At 35.7% G+C, this 13011-nt stretch carries 12 protein-coding genes; 3 read left to right on the forward strand and 9 right to left on the reverse strand.

Translation table 11 applies throughout. From position 1 onward, the window contains the following. Positions 1–30: 30 nt before the first annotated feature. The 5 genes from JMM81_RS11395 to JMM81_RS11415 all read right to left on the reverse strand — a co-directional run bounded on the left by JMM81_RS11395 (position 31) and on the right by JMM81_RS11415 (position 6519). Positions 31–906, reverse strand: a complete 876-nt coding sequence (locus tag JMM81_RS11395) for an alpha/beta fold hydrolase (RefSeq protein ID WP_256241696.1) — start codon at positions 904–906, stop codon at positions 31–33. Positions 907–957: 51 nt separating this feature from the next. Next, positions 958–1941 carry a DODA-type extradiol aromatic ring-opening family dioxygenase gene (locus JMM81_RS11400; RefSeq protein ID WP_256241697.1) on the reverse strand — a complete coding sequence of 328 codons (984 nt, stop codon included), beginning with the start codon at positions 1939–1941 and terminating at the stop codon, positions 958–960. 251 nt (positions 1942–2192) lie between these two features. Beyond that, entirely contained in the window at positions 2193–3041 is an 849-nt protein-coding gene (locus JMM81_RS11405; RefSeq protein ID WP_256241698.1) for an FAD synthetase family protein, read from the reverse strand. A 99-nt stretch (positions 3042–3140) separates the two neighbouring features. Next, positions 3141–4325: an acyl-CoA dehydrogenase family protein gene (locus JMM81_RS11410; RefSeq protein WP_256241699.1), complete on the reverse strand. Its 1185-nt coding sequence runs from the start codon at positions 4323–4325 to the stop codon at positions 3141–3143. A 325-nt stretch (positions 4326–4650) separates the two neighbouring features. Then, positions 4651–6519: a XylR N-terminal domain-containing protein gene (locus JMM81_RS11415; protein ID WP_256241700.1), complete on the reverse strand. Its 1869-nt coding sequence runs from the start codon at positions 6517–6519 to the stop codon at positions 4651–4653. A gap of 572 nt (positions 6520–7091) precedes the next feature. On the opposite strand from JMM81_RS11415, the gene JMM81_RS11420 reads away from it, so the two are divergent. Together JMM81_RS11420 and JMM81_RS11425 are read left to right on the forward strand one after the other, a co-directional pair. After that, the gene (locus JMM81_RS11420; RefSeq protein ID WP_256241701.1) at positions 7092–7265 is read left to right on the forward strand and encodes a hypothetical protein; all 174 of its coding nucleotides are present in this window, start codon (positions 7092–7094) and stop codon (positions 7263–7265) included. A gap of 142 nt (positions 7266–7407) precedes the next feature. Continuing rightward, entirely contained in the window at positions 7408–7968 is a 561-nt protein-coding gene (locus JMM81_RS11425) for a sugar O-acetyltransferase (protein ID WP_256241702.1), read from the forward strand. Positions 7969–8022: 54 nt separating this feature from the next. Here the strand turns inward: JMM81_RS11425 and JMM81_RS11430 are convergent, their stop codons facing one another. Beyond that, complete coding sequence (locus JMM81_RS11430) at positions 8023–8418, reverse strand: (deoxy)nucleoside triphosphate pyrophosphohydrolase (protein ID WP_256241703.1); 396 nt, start codon at positions 8416–8418, stop codon at positions 8023–8025. 257 nt (positions 8419–8675) lie between these two features. Beyond that, on the reverse strand, positions 8676–9296 hold the full coding sequence (locus JMM81_RS11435; RefSeq protein WP_256241704.1) for an RraA family protein: 621 nt from the start codon (positions 9294–9296) through the stop codon (positions 8676–8678). 893 nt (positions 9297–10189) lie between these two features. On the opposite strand from JMM81_RS11435, the gene JMM81_RS11440 reads away from it, so the two are divergent. Further along, entirely contained in the window at positions 10190–10798 is a 609-nt protein-coding gene (locus JMM81_RS11440) for a hypothetical protein (protein WP_256241705.1), read from the forward strand. A gap of 49 nt (positions 10799–10847) precedes the next feature. Here the strand turns inward: JMM81_RS11440 and JMM81_RS11445 are convergent, their stop codons facing one another. Both JMM81_RS11445 and JMM81_RS11450 read right to left on the reverse strand, forming a co-directional pair. Next, entirely contained in the window at positions 10848–11501 is a 654-nt protein-coding gene (locus tag JMM81_RS11445; protein ID WP_256241706.1) for a potassium channel family protein, read from the reverse strand. A gap of 16 nt (positions 11502–11517) precedes the next feature. Further along, positions 11518–12825 carry a TrkH family potassium uptake protein gene (locus tag JMM81_RS11450; protein WP_256241707.1) on the reverse strand — a complete coding sequence of 436 codons (1308 nt, stop codon included), beginning with the start codon at positions 12823–12825 and terminating at the stop codon, positions 11518–11520. Between the last annotated feature and the right edge of the window lie 186 nt (positions 12826–13011).

Below are 13011 nucleotides of genomic sequence, written 5' to 3' on the forward strand. Positions count from 1 at the left end.
GGGAAATGACAAGTGTTGTAAACCAATTAATTATTTAATCGAACTTACTGCATATTCACCCTTTTTCAATAAAAAGTTGGTTAATAATCTATTAAATTCTTCAGGCTTCTCCCATTGCGGCCAGTGTCCTGCGTCTTTAATGACTGCGAATTCACTATTTGGAATCATATCTTGAAGCGGTTTTCCTTCTTCTACCGTTGAAGTCGGATCATGGTCCGTCCATGCTAATAATGTCGGAACATTAATTTTACCACACCATGATGGATCCCAAGAATACTGTTTTCTTACTTCAATATCTTGAAGACAGACAATATTATAGACCGCTTCTTGATATTCTGGTCTTGTATAGATATTATAACGAGCTTGAATCAATTCATCGGTCACTTGGCTTTTATCATACATTAACCACTCAAGTCTCGTTTTGACATTTTCATAATTGGCTTCGATAACAGCCTTTATTGTTGAAGCTTTTAGTCCTGCCATTACTTCAGGCTTGTTATTTACATTACCTGGTGTATTTAACACCATAGCTTTCACATATTGTGGATGATACGCTGCAAACCAAGCCGCTACCCAACCTCCTAATGATTCTCCTGAAAGATACACATTTGACAAATCTAATGCCTGTATAACCCCTAATAGATGATCACTATAATCATCTATTCCATATGGTCGATTTGGTTTTTCTGTATACCCATGACCCAGCATATCAATGCAAATGACGCGAAACTTTTCACTTAGACTTTTGATATTTCTTGCGTAAGCCTCAATATGCCCCCCTGTCCCATGAAGCAAAATAAGAGGTTCTCCACTACCAGCTTCTAGCACTCTTGTTTTGATTCCATTTGCATCTAAATAATAAAGTTTAAACTCTAAATCTGCTAAATCAGTCCACATTGTCATCATAATCTCTCCCTATTTTTTAATATACAAATCATTTTTTGAACTAAGATATCATTAAACTCTTACTTCAGATTCAGTTAACTGTTTCTTTTCATCCTTATTGAACGAACCGGCAAACCGTACGATCGCCATTCCTGTTACCCATTCTGGAATCGGTTCATAGAATGCTACACCTGATTCAAAATCTTGAAGAGCACCTAATAAGACAAGCCAATTTCGAATTTCTTGGCCACCATTGCCACCCTTCTCCTCAATAAATTCTGAAGTCCATTTCCTTAAAGAATCAAAATCTTTATCCTTAATCAATTGTAATAACAAGCGATCCCATTCTTCATTCACTGGACCCGTTTGGAGTGAAGTGACTCTCGTTTTACGAGAATCCAAATATGCTTCAAGCTGTTCAATCTCTTGTCGACCATTTCTTAAAATATGAATCAATCCTTGATCCTCTTCTTTTTTACTATCAATTTTTGGAATTGGCACCCAATGGGATAAACCACCTGAAGCCACAATTGCGACTTTTTTATCACATTCCCATGACTCGATCGATTGACGTAACATTTCACCTAATTGGAAACAACGATCCATGGTTGGTAATGGGGGAGCAGCGGTATTTACAGCGATTGGAACCACCGGTATATCTAGATCTGAGTTTAAGAAATAAATCGCTTGTGTATGGCCATGATCCACTTTCATTTTCATGGTAAAAGCAAAGTCTACGTTATTTTCTAATCCAGTGTTTAAAATATGTTTGGCCAAATCTTGTTGAACAGGGATTTTATATTCTGGTATTTTCCAGTCTCCCCATCCTTCACATTCACCAATTCCAACGGTAAATGAAGGCATATGGTCGTAGAAATAACTATTGAAATGGTCATCAGAAACCAATACAATCACATCTGCTCCTGTATCTTCTATCCATTTCTTCATTTCCTTTGTTGTCTGAAGAAATCGTTGTCCTTTATCTCCAGCAGCCTCTTCGCTTGTCATGATCAAAGGACTGTGTGACATTGCCACACCTGCTATCACTTTAGCCATTTTTTTCCTCTCCTTTTTAAAAATGATAAGATTACTATTTTTCTATATTTCGGACCTTTTGCAGCCTATATGCTTGTTTCTAAAAACTCTAGGAAACGATCATATAGTCGATAAAGAAGACTTCCATCAGTGGGGTTTTTCTTCATCCCCACTGATGGTTAGACGCACTTACCGGACCTTTGTGGGCAGTTAATCCCCCACCTATCTTCTTTGTTATACTCTAAATCTTGATGCCGGGATTTTACTGCCCGTTAAGAGTGGGATAAAATCCTATTTGTCTCATAGTGAGTTTGAATGTTTTCATCAAAGATACGATGATGCCAAACAATTGATATTTTCCCTTTCATAAGTAGAGGGATCTTGATCCTACTTTTTAGTGAATGACCTTCTTGATCTTCCATCACAATCATTTCTGACGATAAGGATCGCAGGCCTTTTTTCAATGTAACCGAATAGCGGCCAGGAGCAGGCAGTGTATAATACGAACTTAAGTTGAATGAAAACCCGTCCCAGTCGCACTTCACTTCATAAGGGCGCCCGAGAAAGGCAGGCAACTCTGCTACATTCCCTTTTAACAGTCTTTCCCGAATACAAGTTGAACTGATTTTCTCGCCTTGGCACTCCACTTTTGCTACTTTTGTTACCTCAATACATCCACCAGAATCACTTTTTAACCGATCCATATGTCCAGTACCCTTATAGCCGTACGAAAAGTCAAAGCCAGCGACTGCATGGACAACACCAAGCTGAATCAAGTAGTTGGCAACAAACTGTTCAGGTGGAAGAGAAGCAAATTCCTGATCGAAGTTAACAAAATAAAACGTATCGACTCCTAGTTTCTCAAGCATCTCCTCTTTTTCAGACGGAGGCATTAAATAGTGCACTTGTTTTTTTCCATTCGATATCACGGTTTTCGGATGAGGAAAGAAACTCATGACAGCTAACGCTACATTTTTCCTCTTTGCCTCCTGTAAAGCCGTTTTGATCACTTCACAATGTCCATTATGAAGTCCATCAAAAAATCCTAGGGCCATGACATTTGGTTTTGCTTTCTCCTGCCAATGACATAAATTCTCTCGGGTTACATAAATCGTTTCCATACAGTCTCCTTTCACATCACTATCATGCAGCTGGTTGTTCTATGATCAATGAACGATAACGTTCACTATAAAAAATCAAATGTGGGTTTTGTTCTCTCTTTAACCCCTAGTTCCTGAATCAAAACCAAATAAATCCATTCCATAAGCAGCTACCGAATCTTCATATAATGATGTTTTATGTGTCGCCACTGATAAAATATCTCTTATCATTAATTCGATGATCCCGCCTTTATAAAGAGCTCCACCGCCAAGGGTTAAAAGAATTCTTACAGCAATATCGGTACATAGCTTCGTGATTTGTGTCCGAATCGCAAAGAATTCTGAACGATGTGTTTTCCGACCATCTTTTTCATAGTTTTCTAGTAGGTTAATATATTTGTCCATCAATGCATCTGCTGCATGAAATTGTGTGGTAATTTCAGCGATCACTCTTTGGCTTCGAGGAGATTCACTTTCTCTCATTCCGTCCATTAATCGAACACGTTTTTCAGTAGCTTTTTTAAACTCTTCAATCAATCGTTCCGTACCACCTAGTGCCATGTTCGGAAATCCAAGATAAAAGGCTGGATAGAATGGAACATGATATAAAGGATAGTCTTGATCATAATCTTCCTCTGGAGGTCTTCCAGTCGCATCGGCTGTCGTTAGACGTAAGACGCGTTCCATTGGGACATACACGTTATCAGCAATAACTTGGTTGCTTCCACTGCCTCTAAGTCCAAACGTATCCCAGTTTTCCACAATTTGAACTTCGGATGCCTCTAACATCGGTAAGCAAACCTCAGGCTTGTCACGATCAGGGAATTGGACTTCAACACCAAGACCGATCCAGTCACTGTATAGACAGCCACTAGCAAAGTTCCACTTTCCGCTGATTCGATAACCGTCACCGTCCTTTTCCGCTTTTCCTACTGCCGCAAACACATCACAGATCAGTCCACCTTGATTGACAATTTCATCTCTACCTTTTTCTGGAAGGTAAGCAGGCAATATATTGTGTAGTGGGTAAAGATAAGTCAACCAACCTGCTGAAACATTATGGTAGGAAACGGTACGGACAATTTTTGCGAACGTTTTCAAATCCACTTGGGGTCCGCCATATTTCTTTGGAAGCATGATTCTGGATATTTGCGTTTCTTTTATTAGATTCACAACATTTTCGGAAATCGTTGCATTTTTCTCAGCTTGTTGTGCTTCTTGTTCTGCTAGTTCACCAATTCTTTTCGCACCCTCTAATAACTCTTCAACTGTTATCGTTTTTTCCTTTAGTAATTGTCCTGACATATGAAACACTCCATTCTATTTTATTGATTGATGGTTTGCTAGTCTTATCAAAATAAGATGAACCTTATCGAGCCCGTTATTCGACTCTTGTTATCGCTTACAATAACTGTGTTTTAAACTTGTTTATGTTGTTTATCATTGATTAACTATAGTGTAATAAATTTTAAATTTTCAGACTAGGGCAAAAAATGTTCATATTTTTGAATTTTATGACTACTTTTTGTTCATTCTTTTAACATCAAGTTCCTTTCTCATCTCAAAGAACAAAAAAATAGACCAACCAGATAGAAACTGGTTGGTCTATTTTAGATGAAGAAATATATTTCTAATCGATATCTAATTCCCCTAAAGCAATTAATGATTTAATAATCAGTAGCAATTGATGCATTTCATTTGGATCTCGAAGATCCTTTTCTAGTAAACTTTCTATCCTTTTAATCCTATGCCGTAATCCACTCATGGAAAGAGCAAGATCACTCATAGTCTGCTCAAGTTTTCCACCATTTAATAAGTAAATGTATAACGTTTTAAGGAGTTCGATTGCTTTTGGATCCTCTAGATTATATAAAGACCCCAACTCCTCTTGTGCAATCATTTTAATCCCACTCATGTTTTTGGAATTGATCAGCACACCAACGATTCCTAACGAACGAAATTCAACCATTTTCTTTCTCATCGTTAATCGTAAAGCAATCGTCGCTTCCTCATAATGTTTTGATGCATTTTTAATATCATCAGCTTCATTACTGATTCCAATCTTAAACTCACCTTTAGGATATTTTTGCTTCATACGATCATGAAATTCTTTCATCACGTCATAGACCGCAACATTCTTATTCGTTTCTTTCGTCATTAATAAAACAATGTTTCCTTCACGCTGACCTACTAATATAGGATGTTTTTTTTCATTAAAGAATCGAAAAGTCGTTTCAAGAATTTGTTCTTGTAAAAGAAATTCTTCTTCAATAGACAATGTTGATGCTTTGGTTTTCTTATATTCCATCACCATGATACGATAAGGCTTTCCAAGGTCTAGACCTGCAAATTTCCCTCTATTGATGATGTCGTTGACAGGTAATTGTGCACCTAATATTTGATCAAGAAAGCTCCCCTTCATTCTCTCAAAAGATTCAAACTTCGTTTTCTCATTTAATAGAATGAGCGATGCTGCGTTTGCAAAACGATCCAAAAGCAAATAGTCCTCCTCGGGCTTATCATTTTTTATGTCATCATAGAGAAATGAACAATATCCCAAAACCTCCTTTTGGACGAGAATGGGCATAATGAGTCGTTCGTGATTCATCGTTTTGATTGTTTTTTTTCTAAATGGCAATAGATGTTTTTCTTTTTCTTCTTGAATATATTGATCCATTTCCTCTTTCACATTCATATATTTTTCTTCCGATAAACCTGCATATGTAATCATTCGATGGTCTACATCTTCAATCAAAATAGGAATTTGAGCAATGTCATATACCATATTAGCAATCGTTTGCAATTTACTTCCATTGGATATCTCTTCCGTTAATTTTTTTTGAAAATCAGACAATTGTGTAACGAATTCTTGTTGTTCAAGCAATTGTTCATACGTATACTCCAGTTCTTCCATGATAGGGGTTTCATGGTAAAAATGCAGTTCTTCTTGCATGTCACTTTCCCATTCTTTTTGTGTCCGAGTAATCCAACTACACTCGGAATCACCCTTTCCGACACAGGTCATTTCTTTAGCAAGAACGGACTGACCGCATATCGTTGACATAAAACCACTTGAATAACCAATAAGTGTATGGCAAACTTGAGTGTCTGATATACCCAACCTTTTGACATGCTCTACTGCCTCATAGGAATCAATCCAAGTTCCTTCTCCTAAAAGGGATATGATATTATGATCGTCATCAAAATGGGCGGTGCATTCATGCGTGAATCCTCTAATATGTCCATTCATCATATGAACAATCGGTCCTTTTTCGATTAATGACTCTAAAGATATACCTGTTTTCAATGCTTGTTTCGCATCATTTTCACCCATCTCCCATCCGAAACGAATAAGAAACCCCTTTATTCTATCTACGCCTATATTTCGAGCCAGCTGATGCCGAAGGATCCCCAGAGCTGTCGAGGATGTAATCATTTTTCGGTCATTTACTTCTATTTGATGATCATAACTCTGATCATTTATCTTGATTACTCTCAATCTCGCACCCCATTTCATACTGAATAAATGACTATAAAAAATTCTTTTACATGTAAGAGTAATGAGCTCTAACTAAAAAGAAGAAGTGCTATGTCTAACTACTATTGTAGAATAAAAATCAAATATTTAAAATATTTTATATATTAATCATAAAGAAAGTCACTGAGAACACCTTCTTTCACTCCTAACAGGATACCCAGTGCCAAGCACCAGTCAATTTGTCGATCGTTACGAATAGTCACAGACAATGTTCGTCAGTTTGTTTTTCCCCTCTAAGATAGAAAAAACTTTCGTGTCTAGTTTCGTTTGATTTACAATGCTCCTTTTTTACTTATTTTTAGGCTCTGTTAATGATGATGGTTAATAAATCGCTTTTGGTGTATGCGGGTATGTAGTTTATTCCGTGAATCACTTCACTTAATACAAAGGCTTGTAGAGCAGCAACATGAGAGTTTAACAAAGTCCATTTTAAAGACAGACTAGCTTGTTATATTTAACCGTATAGTTCACTAAATATTCAAATATTTTTATTCTCATATATGATATACTATGAAAAAAGGAGGAGAATGAATATGGAAAAGTATTGTAGTGTGTGTAACGCTGAGTTTAAGGATGATGATGAAGTAGCATTAGATCTTATGGATAAACTCGCTCATATGGATTGCTATGATGGCAACATCGGCTTAATTCTCTTTTCTGGCACGTATAAAGACATTTCAGAGAACTATGATAAAGTATTGCGTTAAGCATTAAGCATAGTTGGTTCGTTTTATTGAAAAATAATAAAATCAAAGTAGCAACTAAAAACTTTTAAAACTCATTTAGTTGCTATTTTTTTATTTCCAATTATCTGGATGGTGCCTGGCGCCTAATAAGGAGATTCGAATAATGACAACTGAAAAAGAGAAAATGTTAGATGGGGGACTTTATAACGCAGGTGATTCCCAACCACTAAAAGAAAGAATAAATGCTCGAAGACTAACCAGATTATATAATCAAACACTCGAAACGGAAGAGGACAAAAGAACAGAACTATTAAAAGAACTGTTCGGTTCAACTGGAAACAACCTTTACATAGAACCAGTATTTCGTTGTGATTATGGTTACAACATTCACGTTGGTGAAAATTTCTATGCTAACTTTGATTGCATATTTTTGGATGTTTGTGAAATTAAAATAGGTGATAACTGTTTTATTGCTCCAGGTGTACATATCTATACAGCAACTCACCCATTAAATCCGACTGAAAGAATCTCAGGAGCAGAATACGGTAAACCCGTAAATATCGGTCAAAATGTCTGGATTGGCGGAAAAACCGTGATCAACCCTGGAGTTAAAATAGGTGATAATGTCGTTATCGCTTCTGGTTCAGTCGTAACTAAAGATATACCAGATAATGTTTTGATAGGTGGAAATCCTGCAAAATTGATTAAAGAAATTGAGATATAAATTATCTTGTTGTCTGATTCCACTAATGAGTAGAGTTCGTATCATGTGTACTAATCAAGAAGGTTTCTTTGATATTTTTTCTATAGCAGGAATATCTGCAGGTGCCCAGTCTAGAGGTTTCAACGCTTCTGGTGATAACCATTTAATCGATATATGCTCTGTTAATACTGGTTTCCCTTCGATAAGCTTGCAATAGAATGTAGTTAAATGAACGACTCCAAAGTCATATTCATAAACCGTATGTTCAATTTGATCACCGACCTCTATTTTGCATTGTATCTCTTCATTAATTTCTCTTTTTAATGCCTCCTGAGGTGATTCACCTTCTTCGATTTTCCCACCTGGAAATTCCCATTTTAAGGGTAATGATTTTGAAGGACCTCGTTGTGCACACAAGATTTTTCCATTTTCAATGATGACCGCCCCGACGACATAAATATTCTTTTTCATTGTATCCTCCATGACAAAAACGATGTAGTACTCCTAGCTTAACAGATTAAGCTTTAGAAGCAATTGATCAGCCATATCACTTATGTCTTTTACTCACAAAGAAAAATGGGCATTATAGCTTCAAAGGAAAGCTTTACATATGAGTATTGAACAAACAAAACGAACGAAGCCAACAAAAAGGCAACAACCTGCAACAAAGCAGGAGACGCTTCTCTCACATCCAAGGACTAAAAGGAAACGGTAGAACCCGTCCCCTTTTACTCGTCTCCAAGTACCGTATTTAGATACTGAAGAGCCTTCTCCCGGTTTCCAATATATTGCTCTTCTCTTTGACGATCTTTTTTAAGTTTTTCCAAAGTTACGTGCAGAATTTTTTCCGCTTTTCCTTTTGGAATAACAATCACACCGTCTGCATCTCCAACGATTATATCATCAGGACTAACACTCACCCCACCACTTGAGATTGGAACTTGCAATTCACCTTTCTCAGCTTTGACACTGGCTGATATGGTTGCTGCACGATAAAATACGGGGAAATTCAAGTCTCTAATGCCCTGTATATCACGAATCGCTCCGTCTATGACAATTCCTTGCAATCCAAGGTTCTTTGCGAGACTGATAACAAAATCACCAGCAACAGCTCGCTCTGTATATCCTTTTCCGTTCACTACCAACACATCTCCTGGCTTTGCTCCTCTTATTCCTCGTAAAATCCCAGTATTATCTCCTGCCGGAATATTAACAGTGAACGCTCTTCCTGCTACTTTGTCACTTTCCTTTAATGGTTTAATAGTCGAATCCATATGATTAAAGCCCTGTAATGCATCTGAAATAGCTGTTGTTGGCAATCCATAAAACCTTTCTTCCATTGACGCCATAATAGATTTCCTCCTCTTAAAAAGATAATGTTTGAATAGAAAAAATAAACCCCGACATATCTATATATATTTATAGATATGTCGGGGTTTTTATGATGAGAAATCGCTTAGCATTATACGCTACAGATGGCAAGAAAGCCATCCCCTGTCCGAAGGCGATTCATCCCTTCCCTACTCACTATCGTTCCTTGAGGAAGGGGTATTCTCGCCTATTTACAATAAATTGCATGTCTTTTCGATTATAAGAATAGGTGATACTTTCCGTTTTCTCTAAAGGCTCTTTAAAGGTTTTGTCCTCAAAGGCAACCATCCAATTCCCTTTTAGGATAGTCCTCGCTTTTTCATTTTTTAAAAATCGACCTTGCTTGTAAAATGCAAGTAACCACACAAACACTTAAACAAGAAGCGACTTTCACATGCCCCACAATGTCAATTTCTTCTTTTATCTTAATTTCAAGGTAACATAAATATTTCATTTTTATTAATAATTCATAACTAAATTAACTATTCCGTTAAATAAGTAGGAATAATATTGAAATTCCCCTTTTAACATCGTATGATCATCATTATTGAATGGTACGGTTTAAAATTCCATAGCAAGCAAGCTACTTGTTTAGCCCTAACTAAACGATGCATGTAAGAACTCAAATCAATGAAAAAGATGAGAATAAGATTTTCAGATAAATACTCCCGTCACTTCAAACTTTCTAATATATACTCTCATTCCAGCTATTAGGACGTTTAAACTCTAAGGACCACACTACCTACAGTACTTAGTTATGTATTTTTTATGCGAAGAAGTGAAAAAAAGAGTCATTTTTTCTTAAAATATCATAGCCGCTACTATTACTCCGTGTAATAGTCCATAACATAAAAAGAGTGAAAGGGGGAGTATGTTGAATACAGATCAAGCATTTGACCTGTTAAAAGAAGTGGGAATAACAAATAGCCCTGAAACTTTTAGACGTTGGCTACGTGAAGGTAAGATTAAAGCAACTGGATTTACCGTTGATGATCAAGACTTGAAACTGTTTATAAATGAACAAATGTATCAAGATAAAGACGAGACTATACGACAATTGAAATTAAAGATTAAAGCACAAGATCAGTACATAGAAGGAATTGAAGAACTTCATAAAATTTCGACAAAAGAATACATCAAGCAAAGAGATCAGTTAAATAAAGAAATAATCATTTTAAAAAATGAACAAAGTAAATTACAAAAAGAAACAATGGACTTATTAAGAGAAAATATTAAATTACGTGATAGATTGATTGAACTAAAAGAAAACAAAAGAGATAATCATCATTCTCACCCCACTTCTTCATTAGATCACTATAGTCAAAAATTAGGACTCTCAAAAATGGCGAGCAATAAAGAAGTGTTAACGGGATTTAAAGCGTTATTAAAACGGTCTCACCCAGATCAGGGTGGTGATGCAAAGTTATTTCAATACCTAAAAACCGATTATGATCATTTCAGAAAAGGTTTCACAAAATAATAAGGTGCCAAGTACCATCCATTATCTGGATGGTGCCTAGCACCTCGGATTAAGAAAATTTTTTCTTGAACTTATCTATCTTTTTGTTATTACCAACAATGAGAACATAATCTCCCTTTTCGAATGGTGTTTCAGCCAAATGCGTTTGTAACGGTTCTCCATTTCTCAATAGAAGAGAAACCGTAAGACCGAATTTCCTGGCAAAATCTAATTCCATTAATGTTTTTCCAAAAAGTTGCTCTGGAACTTCGATTTCAATCACAGAAACATTTTCAGTAATCTCTAAGTATTCGATAGCACCCGTCATTAATTCTTGTCTTGCAATTTTTTTACCGGCCTCTTCTTCTGGGTAAACGACTAGATCTGCACCCAAACTATAAAGGATTTCTCCTACTTCTTGCGTAATCGCTTTAGCAATTATTCGCTTTGCCTTTCTGTCTTTTATTTTCTTTGTTACGAGTATAGCGGAATAAGCATTGGTTCCAATGGCAATAAAAACCGCATCAAACTCATCGATTCTTAATTGATCCAATACATCATTATCTCTAAAATCTCCAACAAAACAATAGGTAGTGTATTGATCAATTTCATCTAACTTTTTTTTATTTAAATCGCAGACCACAACCTCTTTTTTTTTATGATATAGTTCTTTAATCAATCCTTGACCAAACCTTCCAGCCCCAATTACCAAATATTGATTCATTTTATCTCTCCTCACCTTATCCAACTGCTATATCCTCTTCTAAATATTTAATCTTTGAACTTTCTGCTCTAAACACAAAATAGATGAGTGTAAAAATACCAATTCTACCCACAACCATTAAAAACATTAAAATGATTTTCGAAATATTGGTTAGTTCATTTGTCATTCCCATTGATAATCCGGTGTTTGTTAAAGCAGACAATACTTCAAATGCTATATGTACTACATTCTCTGATTCAAATAATGTCAAAACAGTTGTTGACACAACGGTTAAGGACACAAAGCTAAAAAAGATAAAAAATGATTTATTAACAGCCTCTTCTGTTATAGCCCTCTTTTCAATGACAACTTGTTCGTGTGTCCTTACAACAGCTACTACTTTAGCAATAATCACTCGAAAAGTCGTTAACCGTATTCCCCCACCCGTACTGGATGAAGCACCACCAATAAACATTAAGCACATTAAAATTAACAAGGTTGTGATCGTCAACGAGGAAATATCAAATGTAGCAAGTCCTCCACTTCTTGTTGATGCAGATAAAAAAATAGAGTTTGTGATCTTGTCCGCAAAATCCAAATGGCTAAACGCCTTATTATATTCTAATAAAATATATAAACCAGAGCCAATGATTAATAAGACAAGATGCATGCGAATGTTTATTTTCGCAAACAAACTTTTTTTCTTTTTAAAAGAAAAGATGTATTCCATAATCGTTGGAAATCCAATACTACCTAAAAAAATAGCAGCGGTTGTTGCAAATAAAAACAGATTATTCTTTTCAAAAATTTCTAAGTCGATCAGCGAAAATCCTGCATTTGTAAAACTGGCAACAGAATGAAACACGGAAACAAATATGGCTTCTGCTGCATTACTATATTGTGTATTGATATCACTATAAATGAAGAGAAAACAAATTGTTTCGATCATTAACGTAATAATCAACACGGAAAAACTTAAAGATTTAATCGTTTTTAAATTACTTTGATTTTGGTCTTTCGAGATCAACAACATATTGGACATGGTGATTTTCTTACCCATTACTAAAAATAAATAACTGATGATCACTAGGATTCCAATACCACCAAGTTGCATTTCGATAATTAATAATGTTTGACCTACTCTTGTTAATTCCTTCGTTATATCAATAGTAGACAAGCCTGTAACACTTAGACCACTCGTTGATACAAACAAAGAATCAATATAAGATAATTGGCCAGTCTGTGAAAATGGCATAATGTATAAAAACGAAAAGCAAATAATCATTGATATATATAGAAAAAATATATATCGAAATGCGCGAATCGTCGATTTGTTCTGTAGCATTATATTTCTCCTTATCTATCCTTAAAAAAGAATACCCACTGGTGCTCAGTCTACTGATTTCAAGTCGTCTAGTGATAACCGTTATAAATAATAAAAATACCTGAAGTTGATTTCACACTCCAGGTACCAACCGTCTGTTTTTACTTTTGTATAGCAACCCAAAGTTTCATCGTGTATGCCGAAAGT

Origin of the sequence: Bacillus sp. V3B (genome assembly GCF_024494465.1) — a bacterium.
Lineage (GTDB): Bacteria > Bacillota > Bacilli > Bacillales > Cytobacillaceae > Bacillus_BD.